Source organism: Variovorax sp. V118 (assembly GCF_041154445.1).
GTDB classification, from domain to species: Bacteria; Pseudomonadota; Gammaproteobacteria; order Burkholderiales; family Burkholderiaceae_C; genus Variovorax; species Variovorax boronicumulans.
This window is the reverse complement of record NZ_AP028663.1, coordinates 406507-427464: the sequence shown is the minus strand read 5'-3', so window position 1 is coordinate 427464 and position 20958 is coordinate 406507. Positions and strand designations below refer to the sequence as shown.

General features: G+C 69.8%; 16 protein-coding genes. 7 read left to right on the top strand and 9 right to left on the bottom strand.

The window, feature by feature from the left end; genetic code table 11:
- Nucleotides 1-44: 44 nt before the first annotated feature.
- The 4 genes from ACAM52_RS01915 to ACAM52_RS01900 all read right to left on the bottom strand — a co-directional run bounded on the left by ACAM52_RS01915 (nt 45) and on the right by ACAM52_RS01900 (nt 5588).
- The gene (locus ACAM52_RS01915) at nt 45-1436 is read right to left on the bottom strand and encodes an MFS transporter (protein ID WP_369645963.1); all 1392 of its coding nucleotides are present in this window, start codon (nt 1434-1436) and stop codon (nt 45-47) included.
- Nucleotide 1437: 1 nt separating this feature from the next.
- Nucleotides 1438-3831: a TonB-dependent receptor gene (locus ACAM52_RS01910; RefSeq protein ID WP_369645962.1), complete on the bottom strand. Its 2394-nt coding sequence runs from the start codon at nt 3829-3831 to the stop codon at nt 1438-1440.
- Nucleotides 3832-4014: 183 nt separating this feature from the next.
- Nucleotides 4015-5019 (bottom strand): FecR domain-containing protein, encoded by a 1005-nt coding sequence (locus ACAM52_RS01905; protein ID WP_095746602.1) that lies wholly within the window; start codon nt 5017-5019, stop codon nt 4015-4017.
- The gene (locus ACAM52_RS01900) at nt 5016-5588 is read right to left on the bottom strand and encodes an RNA polymerase sigma factor (RefSeq protein WP_223301388.1); all 573 of its coding nucleotides are present in this window, start codon (nt 5586-5588) and stop codon (nt 5016-5018) included. The genes ACAM52_RS01905 and ACAM52_RS01900 overlap by 4 nt, the downstream gene beginning before the upstream one ends.
- 313 nt (nt 5589-5901) lie before the next feature.
- Between ACAM52_RS01900 and ACAM52_RS01895 the strand changes: the two genes are divergently transcribed.
- The 3 genes from ACAM52_RS01895 (at nt 5902) to ACAM52_RS01885 (ending at nt 11114) form a co-directional block, all read left to right on the top strand.
- A complete protein-coding gene (locus tag ACAM52_RS01895; protein WP_139702534.1) occupies nt 5902-6249 on the top strand; it encodes an STN domain-containing protein in 348 nt (115 codons plus the stop codon).
- A gap of 194 nt (nt 6250-6443) precedes the next feature.
- Complete coding sequence (locus ACAM52_RS01890) at nt 6444-9167, top strand: diguanylate cyclase (protein WP_369645961.1); 2724 nt, start codon at nt 6444-6446, stop codon at nt 9165-9167.
- 48 nt (nt 9168-9215) lie between these two features.
- Nucleotides 9216-11114 (top strand): GspE/PulE family protein, encoded by a 1899-nt coding sequence (locus ACAM52_RS01885; protein ID WP_369645960.1) that lies wholly within the window; start codon nt 9216-9218, stop codon nt 11112-11114.
- Between the two features lie 37 nt (nt 11115-11151).
- Here the strand turns inward: ACAM52_RS01885 and ACAM52_RS01880 are convergent, their stop codons facing one another.
- Nucleotides 11152-11841, bottom strand: a complete 690-nt coding sequence (locus ACAM52_RS01880; protein WP_369645959.1) for an EAL domain-containing protein — start codon at nt 11839-11841, stop codon at nt 11152-11154.
- Nucleotides 11842-12239: 398 nt separating this feature from the next.
- On the opposite strand from ACAM52_RS01880, the gene ACAM52_RS01875 reads away from it, so the two are divergent.
- The 4 genes from ACAM52_RS01875 to ACAM52_RS01860 are packed head-to-tail and all read left to right on the top strand — an operon-like array spanning nt 12240 to nt 16405.
- Nucleotides 12240-12770, top strand: a complete 531-nt coding sequence (locus ACAM52_RS01875; RefSeq protein WP_070062075.1) for a spore coat U domain-containing protein — start codon at nt 12240-12242, stop codon at nt 12768-12770.
- 8 nt (nt 12771-12778) lie between these two features.
- Nucleotides 12779-13588 carry a molecular chaperone gene (locus ACAM52_RS01870; protein WP_070062074.1) on the top strand — a complete coding sequence of 270 codons (810 nt, stop codon included), beginning with the start codon at nt 12779-12781 and terminating at the stop codon, nt 13586-13588.
- Nucleotide 13589: 1 nt separating this feature from the next.
- Nucleotides 13590-15914 carry a fimbria/pilus outer membrane usher protein gene (locus ACAM52_RS01865; RefSeq protein ID WP_369645958.1) on the top strand — a complete coding sequence of 775 codons (2325 nt, stop codon included), beginning with the start codon at nt 13590-13592 and terminating at the stop codon, nt 15912-15914.
- Nucleotides 15881-16405 carry a spore coat protein U domain-containing protein gene (locus ACAM52_RS01860; protein WP_369645957.1) on the top strand — a complete coding sequence of 175 codons (525 nt, stop codon included), beginning with the start codon at nt 15881-15883 and terminating at the stop codon, nt 16403-16405. The genes ACAM52_RS01865 and ACAM52_RS01860 overlap by 34 nt, the downstream gene beginning before the upstream one ends.
- Before the next feature lie 13 nt (nt 16406-16418).
- Here the strand turns inward: ACAM52_RS01860 and ACAM52_RS01855 are convergent, their stop codons facing one another.
- The 4 genes from ACAM52_RS01855 to ACAM52_RS01840 are packed head-to-tail and all read right to left on the bottom strand — an operon-like array spanning nt 16419 to nt 20957.
- On the bottom strand, nt 16419-17171 hold the full coding sequence (locus ACAM52_RS01855) for an SDR family oxidoreductase (protein ID WP_369645956.1): 753 nt from the start codon (nt 17169-17171) through the stop codon (nt 16419-16421).
- A gap of 13 nt (nt 17172-17184) precedes the next feature.
- Complete coding sequence (locus ACAM52_RS01850; RefSeq protein ID WP_369645955.1) at nt 17185-18621, bottom strand: aldehyde dehydrogenase family protein; 1437 nt, start codon at nt 18619-18621, stop codon at nt 17185-17187.
- A 1-nt stretch (nt 18622) separates the two neighbouring features.
- Entirely contained in the window at nt 18623-19711 is a 1089-nt protein-coding gene (locus ACAM52_RS01845) for an isopenicillin N synthase family dioxygenase (protein ID WP_369645954.1), read from the bottom strand.
- Between the two features lie 52 nt (nt 19712-19763).
- Nucleotides 19764-20957 carry an ABC transporter substrate-binding protein gene (locus tag ACAM52_RS01840; RefSeq protein WP_369645953.1) on the bottom strand — a complete coding sequence of 398 codons (1194 nt, stop codon included), beginning with the start codon at nt 20955-20957 and terminating at the stop codon, nt 19764-19766.
- Nucleotide 20958 lies beyond the last annotated feature (1 nt).

The following is a 20958-nucleotide window of genomic DNA, read 5'->3' as shown; positions in this document are numbered from 1 at the left end:
ACGAACGATGAAAGAGGGGGGAGCGGAATCTCGACGCGGCAGGCTCAGTTCGGCTTCGCCTCGCGCATCAGGCGAACGAACGGGCCTTCGGCGGCGCGCAGCACCATGGCGCCCAGGCTGCCGCCGACCAGCGTGGTCACGACGATGGACACCGCCAGCCCGTTGGGCATCGACTTGAGGGCGTCCGACAACATGCCCACCACCAGCGGACCCACCACGCCGAAAGGCAGGCTGGCCAGCGTGAGCATGGCGATGGTGCGGGCGCGCAGGTGCGGCGGCGCCGCGTCCTGCAGCACGTTGGGCAGCAGCACCGCGCTGCCGATGAGCGGCACCACCAGGAGGCCCAGCAGCGCGAAGTTGTGGTTGGCCGAACTCGTGAACAGCAGCAGCGTCGACATCAACGCCGCCGAAAGATTGCCCAGCATGATCAGGCGCAGCGCCGCGGCCGGCCCCATGCGCGGCTGCACGTAGCGCATCGACAGCACGCCCAGCAGGCCGCCGGCCACCGTGCCGCACAGGAAGGCCAGGCCCATGCCCTGCCCCATCTGCACCGGCGTGACGCCGTAGGTGCGCGCCGTGAGGATCGGCAGCCAGGTGCCCAGCGAGCTCAGGCCCACGCTGGTCAGGCCCACGCCGACCACCAGGCCCGCGAAGGTGCGCCAGTGCAGGCGCAGGTGCTGGCGCAGGGTCGTGGCGCCCGGTGCGTCGGCGGCCGGTGCCCCGGGCTTGGCCTTGGCTTCCTGCGCACCGCCGCGCGGCGTGCGCCGGATCGACAGCACCAGCAGCGTCACCGGAATGCCGGCGCTGGCCAGCACGAAGAAGGTCAGGCGCCAGGCTTCGAGCTGTTGCATCGCGACGGGCAGCCAGGGCCGCAGGTCGTCGGTGAGGTGCACGATGGTGCCGCCCAGCAGCGCGCCCAGCGCACTGCCGAAGATGGCCGACAGCGCGAACACCGCATTCGCCAGCACCCGCTGCGCCCGCGGGAACAGGTCGGGGATCATGCTGTTGGTGATGGGCGTGAGGCCCGCCTCGCCCACGCCCAGGCCGACGGAGGCGACGAACAGCACGCCGTAGTCCATGGCCGTGCCGCGCATGGCGGTGGCGGCGCTCCACAGCACCACGCAGGCCGCGAGCACCACGCGCCGGTCGTAGCGGTCGCTGAGCCAGCCCAGCGGCAAGGTGGCGATGCCGGTGAACAGCACGATGCCGGCGCCCTGCAGCAGCCCGAGCTGCGTGTCGGAGAGCGACAGCGTCTGGCGGATCGGCTCCGTCAGCAGCGTGAGGATGACCTTGTCGATCGACCCCAGCACCGTCGCGATGATGAGCACCGCCAGCGCATACCAGGCGCTGGTGGGCGCCTTGCGGTTCGTTTCGACGGCCGCAGGGGCGGCCGCATCCAGCGGCATCGGTGCCGCGAACGGTGGGAGGCCCGCCATGTCAGAACGGGACGTTGACGTTGAAGCCGATGGTGCGCGACTGTGCGAGCGCCGCCGTGACGATGTTCGGATTTCCCGTGAGGCCAAGTTCGACCGACACGATGCCGCGCTTGTTCGCCAGGTTGCGCACGTAGGCCGAGACGCTGAAGCGCTTGAAGTCGATGCCCGCCTGCAGGTCGACCAACGTATACGCCGGCATCTTCATGCTCGGGATGACGCTGCTACCGCGGTAGCCCGCGTCGCGCTTGCCGGTGTAGCGCGCGCTGATGCCGACGTAGGCCGGGTGCTCGGCGATGCTGAAGTTGCGCGTCGCGCCCAGCGTGGCTGCGAAGCGCGGCGTCTGGGGCAGCCGCGTGCCGGCCTTGGCTTCCAGGCCCTTGGCGTCTTCGGTCAGGCGCGCATCGACGGCCGCGGCGTTCGCGGTGAAGCGCCACTCCTTGCTGGGCTTCCAGTTGAGCGTGAGTTCGCCGCCCTTGATGCGGGCCGCGCCCGCGTTGGTGATGAAGCTGAAGGCGCCGTTGCGCGTGGGCTGCTGCACGCCGCTCCACTCGATGTCGTACAGCGCGGCCTCCAGCGACAACGTCCGATCCAGCAGGTCGGCCTTGTAGCCGAGCTCGTAGCTCCACAGCGAATCCGAGTCGTACGTCGGCTGCACGACGCGGCGGTCGGTGTCGGCCTTCAGCACGTTCGGGCCGCCCGGCCGGTAGCCGCTGGCCGCGCGGAAGTACACGTTGCTCGTATCCGACAGCAGGTACCTGGCCGCGGCGAGGTAGGTGGTCGGGCTTTCCGACGAGGTGCCGGCAGCATCGGCGGCGACCGGACCGACGAGACGGCCGGTCTGGCGGCTGGCGTATTCCTGGTGATTGCGCGCCAGGCGCACGCCGCCGGTGAGCGAAAACGCGGGCGTCACGTTCCAGGTGGCGTTGCCGTAGACGGCCTCTTCGCGGTAGCGCGAAGACTGCGTCGAGTTCAGCAGGCCGATGCTGCCCAGCCCCGCGGCCAGGTTGGCGTCGAGCGAGCCGTTGTTGCTGCCGCGCTCACGGTTCAGGTACAGGCCTGCGAGCCATTCGAAGGTGGTGCCCGAGCGCGAGGTCAGGCGGAACTCCTGGCTGATGCGGTGCTGCTCCACGGTGCTGGTGATCGGCGCCGAGGCCACCGGGATGCGCACCGCGCCCAGCAGCGGCGCGTAGCGGCTGGTGACGTCGACGACGTTGTTGATCTTCACGTCCTGCGCGGAGGTGATCGAGTTCAGGCGAGCCCATCCGAAGTCGTACTCCACGTCCAGGCCGAACAACTGCGAGAGGTTGCGGTACGACTCGCCGGCCGCCAGGTCGCGCGTGCGCTCGCGCCCCCACGGGCGCAGGGTTCGCCGGTCCATGTCCTCGAAGCCCAGGCCCTTGCGGTGCACGTCCTGCACGGTGCCCGTGAGGCGTACCGTGAGTTCGCGCGTGGGCGTGAGCAGCAGCGAGACGCGGCCCCCGTCGGTGTGGCCGCGGTCGATGTTGCGGCCGCGCGCCAGGCCCGTGGCGTCGTAGCTGCCGCCGATCTGGTCGGTGAAGGCGGCGAAGCGGATGGCCGCCACGTCTTCCTTGAGCGGCACATTGAGCACCGCGCCGGTCGTGAAGCCCGGGCCGCCGCCTTGCGTCCACGAGGTGCCGAAGCGCACCGAGCCCGCGAACTCCATGGTGTCGGGCTGGTTGGTCACGTACTTGAGCACGCCGCTCATGGCGCCCGCGCCGTACAGCGTGCCCTGCGGGCCGCGCAGCACCTCGATGTGGCTCAGGTCGAGCATGCCCATGTCCATTGGCGTGATGCCGCTGCTCGCGCCGGCCGAGCTCAGGCCGGTGGCCACGTCGTCCACGTACACGCCCACGGTCGCGATGCCCTGCACCGGGCCGGTGGTCAGCCCGCGCATGGTGAGGATGCCGCCCACGCTGCCGCTGCTCGTGAGGTTCACGCCCGGCTGCTCGGCCACATAGTCGGCCAGGTTCTTGGCGCCCGCGCGCTCCAGCGTCTGCGCCTTCATCACGTTGACCTGCATCGGCACTTCGCGCACCGGCTCGCGACGGCGCGTGGCGGTAACGGTGACGCTGTCGAGCGACTGCGGTGTTTCCTCGGCCTGCGGCTTCGCGGCGGCAGCGGCCGTGTAGATCACGATGGCGCCGTCGTCACCGCGGCGCGTGCGCAACTGCGTGCCTTCGAGCAGCTGCACCAGCGCCTCCTGCGGCGAGAGCGCACCCTTCACGCCGCGCGTGGCCACGCCCTTCACGTCGTCGACTTTGTAGAGCAGCTGCACGCCGCCCTGCGCGATGTAGGCATCGAGCGCGGTCTTGAGATCGCCACCGCCGACGTCGAAGCCATGCACCGGTGCCTGCGTCTGCGCGTGTGCGGACATTCCGCTCGCCAGCGCCCACGCGCCGCCAATGACCCATGGGCGCAACGCGGCAGCCCCATACGTTCGCTTCTTCTTGGACGGCATACCGGGACGGGGTGCGATGCGATTCATGGGGGTGTCTCTCCAGCGTGGTTATTTGTTTGGGTACCCACTGAGACGAATGCCCCGTCACATTCCGGTAATTTACGGATTCGAAATTCTGATTTCGTTGCCGCTCTCATGCGCCGCAAGGCCGAAGCCCTGCTTCAGAAGCCCCACGAAGCCGCTCATGTTGTTCGCATCGAAGCTGCCGCCGATGCGCACCTGCGCAATGACCGGGTCGGCGATCACGAGCTTGCGCAGGTTGTAGCGGTTGAACTGCGCGGCCGCGTCGCCCAGCGTGGTCTGGTCGAACACGAGCTTGCCTTCGCGCCAGCTCAGTTCGTCGTCGACCTGCTTGGGCGCCTTGGACATCACGAGCACGTTGTCGGCATGCGTGACCGCGGCCTGGTTGCGCGTGAGCACGGTGGGCTCGGCGCTTCGGGCATCGGGCTTGGCCGCGGCGATCTGCACGCGCCCTTCCTCCACCGTCACATTCACCTGCTCGCCCTGGCGCCGCACGAGGAAGCGCGTGCCCAGCACGGTGATGCGGCGGTCGCCGGCGATGACGACGAAGGGATGGTTCTTGTCGTGCGCGATGTCGAAGTAGGCCTCGCCCGCGTCCAGCCACACCTTGCGCCCGCTGTCGTTCACGGCCGTGCGCACCTGCGTGGCGGTGTTCAGCGTGAGCTTCGAGCCGTCGGACAGCGCGACCGACTGGCGCGCGCCCACGGCCGTGGCGTAGTGCTGGCCGCGTTCTTCCTGCGTGTACTGCCAGCCGAGCCAGGCGGTGCCGGCGGCGGCCACGAGCACGCCGGCGGCGATGCGTTGCAGCGAGAAGCGCGACAGGCGTTGCGCCGGCCGTGCGGCCTGCGGTGCGGGTGCCGGCGCCGGCGTGGGCAGGGGAATGGGAACCGCCGGCGTGCGCAGCGCGCCCAGCCGGTCGCCGCGCTCCCAGGCGCTGGACAGCCGCAGCCAGGCCACGCGGTGGGCGATGGAGGCGGCGATCCAGGCGTCCAGCTGCTGCTGGTCGGTGTCGGTCCAGTCGCCGCTGTCGCGGCGGGCCAGCCAGTCGGCGGCCAACGATTCGATGCGCTGGGCTTCGCTCATGGTGAGAGCCTCCGCTCGTTCTGCGCTCGCCCGAAGGCCTTGGTGTCCAGCTGCACGCCGCCCGACAGCAGGGCGTCGGCCAGGGCGCGCACGCCGCGCGAGACCTGCCGCTCCACCGTGTCCTCGGTGATGCCCAGCTGCGTGGCGACCTCGCGCTGCGAGAGCCCGTCGATCTTGCGCATCTCGACCACGCGGCGGCACTTGGAGGGCAGCGCGTCGAGCGCCGTCTGCAGCAGCCGCAGCTCGCCGCGGCCGGCGGCGTGGCGTTCGGGCGTGAGCTCGTCGGCCGAGAAATCGAGCGCGTCGAGGTCGGCAATGATCTCGATGGAAACGATCTGCGCGCGCCGGGCGCGGTCGATCAGCAGGTTGCGCGCGGTGGCAAAAACGAAAGGCTTGACCTGGTCGGGCATGGATCTGGAGGCGGACTCGTAAATGCGCACGTAGACGTCCTGCCGCAGGTCGGGCACTTCGGCGTCGTCGCGCCAGTTGCGGCGAAGGAAGCGCGTGAGCGCGGCTTCCATCGGCAGCACCTCGCTGACGAACCAGGCATCCAAGTCACTGAGAACCACGAAGCGCTCCTGGAAATTGAAGGGCCGACACACAAAGCGGCAGGTCGCCGGGATTGGCGACAGACAGTGAGACGAACGGCCCGAAGATTTCCGGTAACGCGCGAAGGCCCGCCGGCGAAATTTCCTTGAATTCCCATGCCCGGCGGCGGACCCGGAAATTCTAGAAGGCCGGGCCCGAGGGCTTTTCCCCCTTGCCCCGTTACCGGAAAGTGCGCTCGAACTCGTCTCACCGGGGGCAGAAGAAAAACCAATTCGCGGAAAACAGACCGACATGATTCGAATCCGGAGGCAGCCCCCCACCTTCCTTGCCCTCTTGCTCACCCGCCCCCGCCTTGCCCTCGTGGCCGCCGCCGGCCTGCTGGCGACGGGGCTGGCCTTTGCCCACGCGCGGGAGTTCGACGTGAAGGGCGGCGAGCTGCGGCCCGCGCTCGACGCCTACATCGCGCAGTCGGGCGTGCAGCTCATCTACAAGATGGAAGACGTCAAGGACCTCTCGACCCGGGGCATCAGGGGAAAGATCGCCGCCGACGCGGCGCTGGAGCGCCTGCTCGACGGCACGCGCCTGCGCGTGCGGCGCGGGCAGGACGGCGCGATGGTGCTCATCGCGCCGGCCCGCTCGCCCGCGGCTGCCCGATCGGAGCCGCCGCCGCGCGTCGAGTAATACGATTGGTTTCCCTCGCGCACCTGCGCAACACTCCGGCCCCCGGGAACCCCGCGAGATGCACCGCAATGGCGCGCATTTCTCGCACTTTCTGACACACTAGCTGCGCAACGCGCGAAGGGTGTGTGCCGTGCCCCCCTGGCCGGCCCGGCCGGTGGTCCCCGCCGCTTCGCTGCACCGCCCGCACGACGCCCATGAAACTCTTCGCGACCGCGAAACGCCGCATCAGCCTGAACACGCGCCTCAGCGTCGGCGTTGCGGCCGTCGTGCTGGCCACCACCTTCGTCATCGCCACGGTGGCGCTGCACCTGGTCAAGAGCCGCATGCAGGCCTCGATCGCCAACGAGGAGTTCGCGCGGCTGTCGGCCATCGCGAGCGCGGTGGAGCAGAAGTTCGCCAGCCGGCGCATCCTGCTGAAGACGATCGCCGAGAGCGTGGGCTCGCACGGCATCACGAACGCCGCGCCGCTGCAGGCCTTTCTCGAGAAGCACCAGTCCCTGCGGGCGGCGTTCGACAACGTCGCCTTCCTGGACACGGACGGCGAGCTGGTCGCCAACCTGAACGGCGCGCGACAGATCGGCAAGGTGAACGTGAAGGACCGCGCGTACTTCAAGGACACGGTCGCCGCGCGCACGGGCGTGATCTCCGAGCCTTACCGCAACCGGCTCAACGGCCTGGCGCAGGTCGCCATCACCGAGCCGGTGCTCGATGCGGCCGGCCGGGTGCTGTTCGTGATCTCGGGCTCCATCAACCTGAAGGACCGCAACATCCTGGGCGAACTGGCCGACGTGCGCTTCGGCCAGACGGGCTACGTGTTCATCACCACCGCCGACGGCATCGTGATCGACCACCCGCTGGCCGACCGCGTGCTCAAGCAGGCCAACATGGCCATGGCCGACGACGCGCCCGACCTGGACCGCGCGATCGGCGGCTTCGAAGGCACCATCGAAGGCGTGAACCATGCGGGCGTGCCCGGCCTGTACGCCTTCAAGCGCATCCGCCAGGCCGACTGGATCATGGGCTCGATGTACCCGCGCCACGAGGCCTTTGCCCGCATCGACGCCATCGAGCGCACCGCGTGGATCGGCGCCATCGTGCTGGCGCTGCTGGCCGGCGCGCTCGCGCTGGCCGTGGTGCGCCAGCAGCTGCGCCCGCTCACCGGGCTGCACCGCCACATGCTCGACGCCCACGCGGCGCCCGCGCAGGCGGCCGTGGCGCGCACCTACCCGGACGACGAGATCGGCGACCTCTCGCGCACCTTCGACCGGCTCATGCAGCAGCACCAGGCCAGCGAGAAGTTCCTGCGCGACATCACCGACAACCTGCCGGCCATGATCTCGCACGCCGACGCGCAGGGCCGCTACACCTTCGTGAATGCGCGGCTGTGCGAGGAGCTGGGCTACAGCGCCGAGGAGCTGGTGGGCCAGCCCGTGCAGAGCATGAGCGGCCTGCACGACGACCCGACGCTCGAGCACAACCTGCGCCGCGTGCTGGCCGGCGAGGCCGTGTCCTTCGAGCGGCGCGGCGCCGCGCACCGCGACGAGGAAGAGCACTTCTTCCAGACCGACTTCATCCCCGAGCTCGACGCGCAGGGGCGGGTGTGCGGCTACTACGCGATGACCTTCGACATCACGCAGCGCAAGCACATCGAGCTCGAACTGGCGCACAGCGAGGCGCAGATCCGCACCATCGCCGACAACATTCCCGCGCTGGTCTCGCACGTCGACGCCGCGCTGTACTACACCTTCGTCAATGCCAAGGTGCGCACGCTGCACCACGGCCAGCCGCTGGTGGGCCAGTGGATGCCGGCGGTGCGGGGCGCGGCCGATTTCGCGGTGGTGCGGCCCCACATGGAGCGCGCGCTGGCGGGCGAGACGGTGATCGTCGAGAAGGCCGGCGACGCGGCGCTGGGCATCGGCGACCGCACCTTCAAGGCCCACTACATCCCCGACCAGGACGCCGAAGGCATGGTGCACGGCGTGTTCGCGATGACCTTCGACATCACCGACGAAGTGAACATCCGCCGCGCCCTCACGCAGCAGGAAAAGCGCCTGCGCGACGTGACCGACAACATCCCCGCGCTGGTCGCCTACTTCGACCGCGACGAGAACTGCCTGTACGGCAACAGCCGCGCGCGGCGCATGGCGGGCCTGGACGAGCGCGCGCCGCTGGACGGCGTGACGCTGCGCTCGGCCGTGGGCGAGGCGGTGTACGTGCAGCACACGCCCCACCTGCCCACGGTGCTCGCCGGCAGGGCGACGCAGTACCCGGTGCAGGTGCCGATCGACGACCGGGAGGCGCACTTCCAGGTGAACCTGATTCCCGACAAGGACCTGGCGGGCCACACGGCGGGCTTCTACCTCATGACCTTCAACGTCACGGCGCTGAAGGAGGCCGAGCGCAAGCTCATCGAGCTGGCGCGCATGGACGTGCTGACCGGCCTGCCGAACCGCCTGGCCTTCAACGAGCAGCTGCCCGCGGCGATGTCGCGCGTGCGCCGCGCCGAAGGCGGCATGGCGCTGATGTTCCTGGACATCGACCACTTCAAGGCCATCAACGACACCCTCGGCCATTCCACCGGCGACGGCGTGCTGGCCGAGTACGCGCGCCGCCTGCGCGCCAGCGTGCGCGAGACCGACACCGTGGTGCGCCTGGCCGGCGACGAGTTCGTGATCGTGCTGGAGAACGTGCACTCGCAGGACGCGGTGGCGGGCGTGGCGCACAAGATCGTCTCGCAGATCGCGGCGCCGGCGTTCCCCGTGGAAGGCAGGCGGCTGGACGTCACGACCAGCATCGGCATCGTGTTCGTCGAGACGGTCGATGCCAGCGTCGGTGCCGGCGAACTGCTCGCGCGGGCGGACACGGCGCTCTACGCCGCCAAGTCGCAGGGCCGCAACCGTTTCGCGTTTTACCGTTAGCGTCGGCACACCCGCCGCGCGCCCTCACCACCACCAGGAGACCCATCCATGGCAGCCACCGAAGTCGTCATGCCCGAACAGCTCGTGCAGGAGCTCGACCTGCAAAGCCGCATGCCGATCGCGCGCATCGGCCAGGCGCTGATGTCGCTGGGCATGATCACGCAGGCGCAACTCGACGCGGCGCTCCAGCAGCAGCAGCGCGAGCCCACCGTGCCGCTGGGCGAGACGCTGGTGCGCATGGGCGTCGTGAGCCGCGGCCAGCTGCAGACCGCGCTGGTGCGCAAGATGGGCTACCCGCTGGTGAACCTGCATGTGTTTCCGGCCGCGGCCGACGCGCTGCGCAAGGTCGGCCACGAGGCCGCGCGGCGCCTGCAGGTCATGCCGCTCATGCTGCACGGCGGGCGCCTGGTGGTGGCGCTCGACGACCCGGTCAACCGGCACGCGGTGATCGACGAGGTGGAGTTCGTCGCGCAGACGAAGATCATTCCCGTGCTGGGCCAGTGCCTGGACCTGGACGGCGTGCTGCACAAGGCCTACGAGAAGGTCGGCCAGGTGGCGGCCGAGCGCCCGGTGGTCGACATGAACGACCCGATGCGTCCGCTCGAGTTCGACATGACGGGCACCAGCACGCTGCTGAAGACGCTCGAGAAGGAAGAATCGGCCGCCGCGCCCGCGGCCGGCGAGCCGCCCGTGGAGCAGTCGGACAACTCGCTGGTGCGCATGATCAACAGCATGATCCTCGAAGCGCACCGCGAGGGCGCCTCCGACATCCACATCGAGAGCGACCCCGGGCAGGAAAAGACGCGCATCCGCTTTCGCCGCGACGGCCGGCTCTACACCTACCTGGAGCTGCCGCCCAGCTACCGCAACGCAGTGGTGGCGCGCGTGAAGATCATGTGCGACCTGGACATCAGCGAAAAGCGCAAGCCGCAGGACGGCAAGATCAACTTCTCGAAGTACTCGCCGCAGCACCGCATCGAGCTGCGCGTGGCCACCATCCCGACCAACAACGGCCTGGAAGACGTGGTGATGCGCATCCTGGCCTCGGCCAAGCCCATCGCGCTCGATGCGCTGGGCCTGTCCGAGCGCAACCTGGCGCAGTTTTCGCAGGCGGTCGACCGGCCCTACGGCATGGTGCTGTGCGTGGGCCCCACGGGCTCGGGCAAGACCACCACGCTGCACTCGGCGCTCATGCGCATCAACACGCCCGAGCGCAAGATCTGGACCGCCGAAGACCCGATCGAGATCACACAGCCGGGCCTGCGCCAGGTGCAGGTCAACCCGCGCATCGACTGGACCTTTGCCAAGGCGCTGCGCGCCTTCGTTCGCGCCGATCCCGACGTGATCATGGTCGGCGAAATCCGCGATGCCGAGACCGCCAGGACCGCCATCGAGGCCTCGCTCACCGGCCACCTCGTGCTGTCGACGCTGCACACCAACAGCGCCCCCGAAACCGTGACGCGCCTGCTCGACATGGGCATGGACCCGTTCAACTTCGCCGACTCGCTGCTGGCCGTGCTGGCGCAACGGCTGGTGCGCTGCCTGTGCCCGCAGTGCGTGCAGAGCCGCCCGGCGACGAGCGAGGCGGTCGAGGAGCTGCTGGCCGACTACATGCACGCCTTCGGCGCGCAGGACACGCCGGCCGCGCGCGACGCCGTGCGCGCCGAGTGGGTGCAGCGCCACGGGCGCGACGGCCAGCTCCAGACCTACACCAGCACCGGCTGCAAGCACTGCAACGACACCGGCTTCCGGGGCCGCGTGGGCATCCACGAACTCATGGTGATGTCGAGAGAACTGCGCCGGCTGGTGCAGGGCGGCGCGCGCGCCGAGGAACTGCAGGACGCCGCCATGCGCGAAGGCATGCGCACGCTGCGTCAGGACGGCATCGAGAAGGTGCTGGCCGGCCGGACCACGCTCGAGGAAGTGCGCGCGACCAGCAACGTCTGACGCACAAGGTCCGAGGTCAGGTCAGGTCAGGGCAGGCTCAGGCGGCGGCGTCCCACGCCACCGCCGGCAGCGTGGCGATGGCCGGCCGCGCGAACAGGTAGCCCTGGAACAGCTCCACGCCGATCTCGCGCAAGGCGCGCACCTCTTCGGGCGCCTCCACGCCTTCGGCGATCACGCGGATGCGCAGCTCGTCGCAGGTGGCGACGAAGCCCCGCACGATGGTGAGCCGCACCGGGTCGGCATGGATGCCGCGGATCAGGCTCAGGTCGATCTTCACCACGTCGGGCTGGAACGCGGCCAGCAGTTCGAAGCCCGCGTAGGCGGCGCCGAAATCGTCGATGGCCGAGGTGAAGCCGTGGCGCTTGAAGGCGCGGAAGGTGTCGGCCAGGCCGTGCAGGTCGCGCACGCGCTCGCCCTCGGTGATCTCGAACATCAGCCGGCGCACGGGGAATTTGCAGCGTTTGGCGGCGGCCATGGCGGTGCGGAAGCACTCGGCCTGCCCCGCGACGTCGTTGGGCATGACGTTGAGGCTCAGGCGCGACTTCATGCCCAGGCGCGAGGCGATCTCGATGGCCTTGACGCGGCAGGCTTCGTGGAAAGCGAAGCGGTCGACCGGATCGACGCGCCCGAGCACCTCGGCGGCGCCTTCGCCCGACAGGCCGCGCACCAGCGCCTCGTGCGCATAGATCTCGTGCCGGCCCAGGTCCACGATGGGCTGGAACGCCATGGTGAACCCCGAGGCGAGGCCAGCAGGCGCGGCATCAGCATGTATTTCGGCGATCACGTTGGATGGACCTCGCGGGCAAGGTTGCAATGGCGTTGGATGGCGACTCCCAAGAGCGTAAATGTAAACGGTTCTATACACCGCACGCCCCCCCCCCCTCCGACAAGAGGTCGCGCCCCATGAAGACATCCGACCTAGGCCCGGCCCAGGCTGTAGACCGAAATCACTCATGAGCTCTCCCGGCCTCGGAAAAATCTGTAGCAAGCTGTCGACGACAGGGCCGCGTCCTATGTCCCATCGGGGAGAGATTGGTTAGAAAGGGGGCGCCCACTACTGGAAACGGTGGGTGGGTTTTCACTGTCGTTCCTGGGTTTCCAGTCACCGATGAAAGGTCCCGTCCGATGCGCCATCAGCCTCGCTCCCTCCTTCGCACACTGGCCCGTACCGTGCTGCCCGTCGGTGCCTTGTTGACATTGCTGCCCGCGCAGGCGGTCACGACGACCACGACCTTCCAGGTCACGGCCACGGTGCTCAAGGCCTGCCTGATGACCACGCCGGCCACGCTGGCGTTCGGGCCGTACGACCCGGCGTCAGCCACCGCGCTGGCCGGCACCACCAGCCTCAACGTGACCTGCACCTTCGGCACGCCCTACTCGCTCGGCCTGAGCGCGGGCGGCGGCTCGGGCGCGACGATCACGAACCGCCTGATGACCAGCCCCACGGCGGCCGCCGGCAACAACACGCTGGGCTACGGCCTCTTCAAGGACAGCGCACACCAGACCAACTGGGACAACAGCGTCGCCGGCACCGGCTACGTCGGCAACGGGACGCCCCAGACGCAGACGATCTACGGCCTGATTCCCACGGGGCAGTACACCGCGGCGCCGGCCATCGACTACACGGACACGATCACGGTCTCGCTGACCTATTGAGGGCGCCGTTGACCGCCTTCACCGCAGGCCGCCACGGCATGCGTCGCGCCCTGCTGCCAGTCGCATGGGGGGCCGGCCTGCTGCTGGCCGCCCTTGCTCCCGCTCCCGCCGCGGCCACCAGCCTCAGCGTGGCGCCGCTGCGCATCGTGCTCACGCCGCAGCGCCCGGTCGCTTCGCTCACCATGGGCAACGCCGAGGACACCGAGGTCGCCGTGCAGGCCGAGGTGGTGGCGTGGTCGCAGCAGGACGGACGCGACGCCTACGAACCCACGCGCGACGTGCTGGTCAACCCGGCCATCTTCCGCCTGCCGCCGGGCGGGCGGCAGATCGTGCGCCTCGGGCTGCAGGTGCCGGCCGACGCCGGCGAGCGCAGCTACCGCATCTTCCTGCGCCAGCTGCCGCGCGACCAGGCCCTGCCGGCGGACGGCGCCGAGGGCGCGAAGGTGCAGACGCTGCTGCGCATCGGCGTGCCGATCTTCGTGCCGCCGCTGCAGCTGCGCCGCGCGCTGCAGTGGTCGCTGCAGCCTTCGGCGCGCGCCACCGGCACGGCAGGCACCGCCTGGCGGCTGGTGTTCGACAACCAGGGCAGCGAGCACATCCAGGTCACGCAGCTCGTGGTGCGCCGCGAGGACGGCACCGAGCTGCTGCGCAAGAGCCTGTCGCAGTACGCGCTGGCCGGGCAGTCGGCCGGCATCGACATCGAACTGCCCGCCCTGCCGCCCGACACCCGGCTGCAGGTCGAGGCCGCCACCGATGCCCCCGAGGCGTCGTCCAGCGCCACCGTGCGCGTGCCCCGTGCGCCCGCCACGCCACGCTAGCTTGTGGGTCTGCTGCGGCTGGCTGGGCCTGCGCGTGGCCTGCGCACAGACGTCACCCGCTGACATGGCGGGCGAGGTGCAGCCCGCGATCCTCGACGTGCGCATCAACGGCCTGAGCCAGCCCGCGCCGCGGCCGCTCTTGCGGCGCGGTGCGCAACTTCTGGCATCGGCGCCCGACTTCGCGGCCTGGCGCCTGGTGCGGCCCGCCACCGCGGCGCTGCAGCGCGATGGCACCGACTACTACGACCTGCGCGCGCTGCCCGGCGCGCAGCTGCAACTCGACGAAGGCGCCCAGAGCGTGGACCTGAGCGTGCCCGCCGAGGCGTTCACGCTGGGCACCGTGCATGCGCACGCGGGCGACCGCCCGCCGCTGTCGGCCTCGGCCTTCGGGGCTTTTCTCAACTACGACCTGGCCTTGCAGCACGACCGCGAGGGCACACGTGCCTCGGGCTACTTCGATGCGGCGGCCTCGGGCGACTGGGGCCTGGTGGGCACGAGCCTCGTCGCCGGCCAGTCCGCGTTCGGCGGGCGCGGCACGACGCGACTGGACAGCTACTTCCGCCGCGACGACCCCGCGCGGCTCACCCGCCTCACGGTGGGCGACACGATCACGCAGGCCGCCGCATGGTCCACGCCCTTTCGTTTCGGCGGCGTGCAGTTCGGCACCCGCTTCGGCTTGCAGCCCGGCTTCATCAGCTACCCGATGCCGACCCTGCGCGGCGGCGCGGCCGTGCCGTCGGCGGTGGAGGTGTATGTGAACGACACGCTGCGTTATCAACGGCGTGTCGACGCCGGCCCCTTCGCGCTCAGCGACGTGCCCGTGCTCACCGGCGCGGGCGAGATGCGCTTCGCCGTCACCGACGCGCTGGGCGTGCAGCGCACCGTGACCACGCCCTACTACGTGAGCTCGAACCTGCTGCGCGCAGGGCTGTCCGACTACTCGCTCGAAGCCGGCTGGACGCGCCTGCGCTACGGCGAGCGCAGCTTCGACTACGGCCCGCCCTTCGTCGCCGGCACCTGGCGCCACGGCGTGAACGACGGCGTGACCGTCGAGGCGCGCGGCGAGGCCAGTGCGCGCAGCCAGACCGCGGGCGCGGGCGTGACCTGGGTCTGGGGCACGCTCGGCGAACTCTCCCTGCACGGCGCCGCCAGCCGCAGCAAGGACGGCGACAGCGGCCGCCTCTGGCGCGCCGCCTACACGCGCACCAGCGACGAATGGAACTTCTCGGTGAGCCGCCAGGTGGCCAGCCGCGGCTTCACGCAGATCGCCTGGCACGACAGCCCCGTGCACACCGACGCGCAGACCCAACTCTTCGCAGGTCGCTCGCTCGGCCGCTACGGCACGCTGGGCGCAAGCCACACGCGGCTGCGCTACAACACCGGCGAGCACATCGGCGTGACCACCGCCAGCTGGTCGATCGGCCTGGGCGGCAACGCCTGGCTCGGCACCTCGGTGGCCCACACGCGCCAGGACGGCAAGCGCTCCATCACCTCGGTGAACCTGAGCCTCAGCTTCACGCTCGGTGATCGCCAGCACGCCACGCTCTCGGTGCAGCATCAGAAGCCGGGCGGCCACTCGGCCGTGGCCGAATGGGTGCAGCAGCCGCCCAACGACACCGGCTGGGGCTACCGGCTGCGCGCCGCCGACGGCGAGAACGCGCGCAGCGAAGCCGCGGTCGATTGGCGCGGTCGCTACGGCATGCTGACGGCCGAAGCGGCGCGCGCGCAGGGCCAGACCGCGGTGCGCCTGCGCGCCAGCGGCGCCGTGGGCTTCGCGGGCGGCGTGGGCTTTGCCACCCGCCAGTCGGACGACGCCTTCGCGCTCGTGACCGTGCCCGGCGCCGCCGGCGTGAAGGTCTACCGCGAGAACCAGCCCTGGACCACCACCGACAGCGAAGGCCGCGCCGTCGTCTCGGGCCTGCGTGCCTACGAGCCCAACCACATCAGCATCGACAACGGCGACCTGCCGATCGAGGCGCAGGTGCGCAGCGACGTGCTGCGCGTGGTGCCGCGCTACAAGGGCGTGGCGCAGGCCAGCTTCGACATCGCGCGCGACGCGATCGCGAACGTCACGGTGCTGCTGCCCGACGGCAGCCCGCTGCCGCCGGGCATCGACGTGATGCGGCCGGCGCGCGGCACCTCGCTGCTGTCGGGCTTTCATGGCCTCGTGTCGGTCGACGACCCGCAGCCGAACGAGCGCTTCGAGGCGCGATGGAAGAGCGGCCATTGCCGCTTCACGCTGGGCCAGCCCGACCGCGCCGCCGGCGCACTGCCCTCGATGGGACCTTACCGATGCGAACCCGTGCCGTCACCGTCCCCGCGCTGACCGCCGCGTTGGCGCTGGCGGGGCTGCTGGCCCCGGGCACGTCGATGGCCGCGTGCACGGGCGTGGGCGCATTCAGCTGCAGCGCCACCGTCAGTGCGACCGCGCTGGCCTTCGGCAACTACGACCCCGCCGTCGCGACGCCCAAGGACAACACCTCGACCGTGACCGTCGCCAGCACGGTCACGGGCCTGGGCATCCTGGTGACGCTGTCGTACACGATCAGCCTCAGCGTGGGCTCGGCGGGCAACCTCGCCAACCGGCAGATGGTGGGCCCGGTCAGCACCACGCCACTGGGTTACAACCTCTACACCACCAACACACACGGCATCGTCTGGGGCCTCAACACTGTCACCCACAGCTACAGCGCGCTGGCTTCGCTCGGCGGCAACACCACAACGATCCCGTACACCGTCTACGGCCGCATTCCGGCCGGCCAGTACGTGGCACCGGGTCCCTACAGCAGCACGATCACGGTGACCGTGACGTACTGAGGCAGCGACACGCTCAGATCGACCGCCCGCCGTCCACCGGCATCTCCACCCCTGTCAGGAAGCGCGCCTGCGGGCTGCCCAGGAACACCGCGACGTTCGCCACGTCTTCCGGATCGCACATGCGCCCCAGCGGAATTGTCGAGACGAAGCGCGCGCGGTTGTCGGCCGTGTCGGCCACGCCCATGAAGTCCTGCAGCAGGCCCGTGGCGGCCATCACCGGCGCGATGAGGTTCACGCGGATGCCGTCGGGCGCGAGCTCGACCGCCATCGACTTCGTCATGACCCGCACCGCGCCCTTCGAGCTGTTGTACCAGGTGAGGCCGGGCCGCGGCCGGATGGCGCCGACCGAGCCGACGTTGAGGATCACGCCTCCCCCGTTCGCCTTCATCACCGGCACGACGGCGCGGGCCATGTGATAGATCGACTTCACGTTCACCGAGAACACGCGGTCGAAGGTGGCCTCGTCGACCTCGAGCATCGACTGGTTGCGGTGCGTGGTGCCCGCGTTGTTGATGACGATGTCGGGCCCGCCGAAACGCGCCCTCGCCTGTTCGACCAGCGCCTGCACCTGCTCGAAGCGCGTCACGTCGCAGGCCACGGGCATGGCGTTGTCGCCCAGCGCCGAAGCCACCGCCTGCGCGGCCTCCAGGTTGATATCGGCCAGCACGACCTTCGCGCCCGCCGCGACGTACGCGCGGGCGATGGCGGCGCCGAAGCCGCTCCCCGCCCCGGTGACGATCGCCGTCTTCTGGTTCAGCATCGACATGGTGTTTGTCTCCTTATTCGTAGTGATGGACGACGGTCTTGGTGGTGCTCATCTCCTCGAGCGCCAGCAGACCCTTCTCTCGGCCGTAGCCGCTCTTCTTCACGCCGCCGAAGGGCAGCTCGACACCGCCTCCCGCACCGTAGCAGTTGATGAACACCTGCCCGCTCGCCAGCCGCCGCGCCATGCGCGCCTGGCGGTTGCCGTTCTCGGTCCACACGCCGGCCACCAGGCCGTACTCGGTGGCATTGGCCAGCTGCACCGCGTCGTCCTCGTCGTCGAAGGGCATCGCCGCGAGCACGGGGCCGAAGATCTCCTGGCTCGCCAGCCGGTGCGTGCGCGGCACAGGGCCGAAGAGCACGGGCGCGACGAAGAAGCCTTCGGGCGACAGGCCGTCCGCGAGCCGGCCTTCGGCCAGGCGCGGCACGCCTTCGGCCACCGCCTCGCGCACGATGGCCTGCACGCGCGCCCGGTGCCGCGCGTTGATCATCGGCCCGCAGTCCAGGTCCTGCTCCGGGGTGCCGACCTTCAGCGCCGCGAAGTGCGTCGCGATGGTGTCGACGAAGCGGTCGTAGATGCCCTTGTGCACCAGCAGCCGGCTGCCCGCCGAACAGGTCTGGCCGGCGTTCTGCACGATGGCGCGCACGATGACGGGCGCGGCCTTGGCCAGGTCGGCGTCGTCGAACACGATCTGCGGCGACTTGCCGCCCAGCTCCAGCACGCAGGGCACGTGGTGGCGCGCGGTGGCCTGCTGCACCTGCATGCCGACCTCGGGCGAACCGGTGAAGGTCGCGAAGTCGATGCCCGGGTGCGCCGTGAGCGCGGCGCCGGCCTCGGTGCCCAGGCCGGTGACGATGTTCAGCGCGCCCGGCGGCAGGCCGGCCTCCATCGCCAGCTCGGCGAGCTTGAGGGCGCTCAGGCACGCGTCCTCCGACGGCTTGACCACCGCCGCGTTGCCCATCGCCAGTGCGGGCGCCAGCGTGCGGCCCATCATCTGCGCCGGGTAGTTCCACGGAATGATGTGCGCCGTCACGCCGTGCGGGATGCGCACCACGCTCACGTTGTAGCCGTTCAGGTACGGAATGGTCTGGCCGTGCACCTTGTCGGCCGCGCCGCCGTAGAACTCAAAGTAGCGCGCCACCGCCGCCGCGTCGGCGCGCGCCACGGCCATCGGCTTGCCGGTGTCGCGCGCCTCCAGCTGCGCCAGCGCCTCGCCGTTGGCCAGGATGACCTGCGCCAGGCGCTGCAGGATGCGCCCGCGCTCGGTGGCCGTCATGCGGCCCCAGGCGCCGTCGAGTGCGCGGCGCGCGGCGGCCACCGCCAGGTCCACGTCCTCGGCCCGCCCGCGGGCGAGGGTGCCGAAGGGCTGCGCGCTGCACGGGTCGAGCACCGCCAGGGTCTCGCCCGAGCGCGCATCGACCCAGCGGCCGTCGATCAACATCTGGCGTTTCATCTCAGGCCTGCGCGGTCACGCCGGCGGGCTCGACCTCCTTCATGAAGTTGGGGTCGTTGTAGTGGTACAGGTCGTCCAGGTAGGGCACGAAGAAGTCGTAGAACGAGCGCGTGTCGTAGCGCGCCTGCTCGCCCGGTGCAATGCACTCGGGAATGGGCGCCACGCTGGCGTCATCGTCGGGATAGAAGAAGAAGGTCAGCGCATAGCGCTTCATCGGCGGGTTGACCACGCGGTGCGGCGTGGCAATGAAGTGGTCGTTCGACAGGCGGTTGAGCACCTGCCCGGTGTTGACGATGAGCGCGTCCTTCACGTAGCTCACCTTGAGCCACTCCTTGGCCGGCGTCATCACCTGCAGGCCCGGCACCGGCGTCATCGGCAGCAGCGTGAGGAAGCTGCCGTCGGAGTGCGGCGCCAGCGCGTACTGGCCTTCGTCCATGTGCTCCTCGGGGTGGTAGTAGGCGCAGCGCTGGTAGTACTCGGGCGCCTTGAACATCGGATCGAAATGCTCGGCGCGCAGGCCGAGCGCGCGCGCGTAGATCGGCAGCAGCTTCAGCGAGAGCTTTTCCATCGCGCTCTGGTAGGCATGCAACGCGGCCTTGAAGGCCGGCAGGCTCTCGGGCCACTGGTTCAGTCCGCGGTGGCGCACGTTGGCGCGCACCTTGGGGTCGTCGGCGTCGCGGTTGCGCATGAAGAGCCAGGCGGCGTTGGTGTCCTTCTTGGTGTTGACCGCGATCTTTTCCATGATGGCGGTCGACTTCAGGATCGACGACTTCGGCGGCAGGTAGCCCTGGTGGTGGTAGCCGACGCGGTGGCGCAGTTTCTCTTCCATCGACAGCTCGAACAGCTTGGCGGTCTGCGCGAACGATTCGTCGATGAGCGACTGCGGGATGCCGTGGTTCACGATGGCGAAGAAACCCAGGTTCTCCTGGATCAGCTTCACGTCGGCGGCCAGTTGTTCCAGCGCGCCGGGCTCGCCGGCCAGGTAGGGGCCGACATCGAGCAGCGGCAGTTCCTTCGCGGCCGCGATGGCGGCCTTCACCTTTTCGGACGGTGCGACGGTGGGAGGGATGGCACGGGGGTTGGCTGTCATGGTCTTTTGTCTCCTGTGGTTGGAAAGGGTGGGTGGACGGGGGCTGGCCGCCTCAACTCCAGTTCTTGCACTTCGATTCCGCCTTCGATGCGAAGGCCTGCTCGCCCGGTATGCGCTGCACCGGTTTGTAGTAGTCCCACGGGCGCCTGGAGTCGGCCGGGCTCTTGATCTCCATGAGCTGCAGGTCGTGCACCATGCGGCCGTCGCCGCGGATGTGGCCGTTGGACGTGTACATGTCGTCGATCTTCAGCGTGCGCAGCTGGGTCATCACCGGGTCGGCGCTGTCGGTGCCGGCGGTGCCCACGGCCTTCAGGTACTGCAGCGCGGCCGAGTAGCTGGCGGCCTGCATGCTGGTGGGCATCTTCTTCATCTTGTCGAAGAAGCGGGCCGACCACTTACGCGAGCGCTCGTCGGTGTCCCAGTACCAGGCCTCGGTCAGGTTGATGCCGCTGGTGAGCTTCAGGCCGAGCGCATGCACGTCGGTGATGAAGAGCATGAGGCCGGCGATCTTCATCGACTTGGTGACGCCGAACTGCTGCGCGGCCTTGATGGCGCCGATGGTGTCGCCGCCGCCGTTGGCCAGGCCCAGCACCTGCGCCTTCGAGGCCTGCGCCTGCAGCAGGAACGACGAGAAGTCGGTGGCCGACAGCGGATGCCGCACGCTGCCGACGACCTTGCCGCCGTTGGCCAGCACGACCTGCGTGGTCTCTTTCTCGAGCGAGTCGCCGAAGGCGTAGTCCACCGTCAGGAAGTACCAGCTCTTGCCGCCCTGGCGCGTCATGGCGGCGCCGGTGCCGCGCGCCAGCGCCACGGTGTCGTACAGGTAGTGCACGGTGTAGGGCGAGCACTCTTCGTTGGTGAGTTGCGCGGCCACGCCGCCGGTCACCATCACGACCTTCTTCTTCTCGGCCGCGATCTTCGCGATGGCCAGGCTGGTGCCCGAGCTGGGTCCGCTGATGATCATGTCCACGCCCTGCGTGTCGAACCACTCGCGCGCCTTGGTGGCGGCGATGTCGGGCTTGGCCGAGTGGTTGGCGGTGATCACCTCGATCTTCCTGCCGTTCACGGTGCCGCCCGCATCGGCGACAGCCATCTTCACGGCCTCCACGAGGCCCGCGCCGCCCATGTCGGAATACAGGCCGCTCATGTCGGCCATCACACCGATGCGCACGATGTCGTCGCTGCCCTGTGCAAAGGCCGGTGCGGCCACGGCAGCCAGCACGGCCGCCGCGATGCGCCGGCGCAAG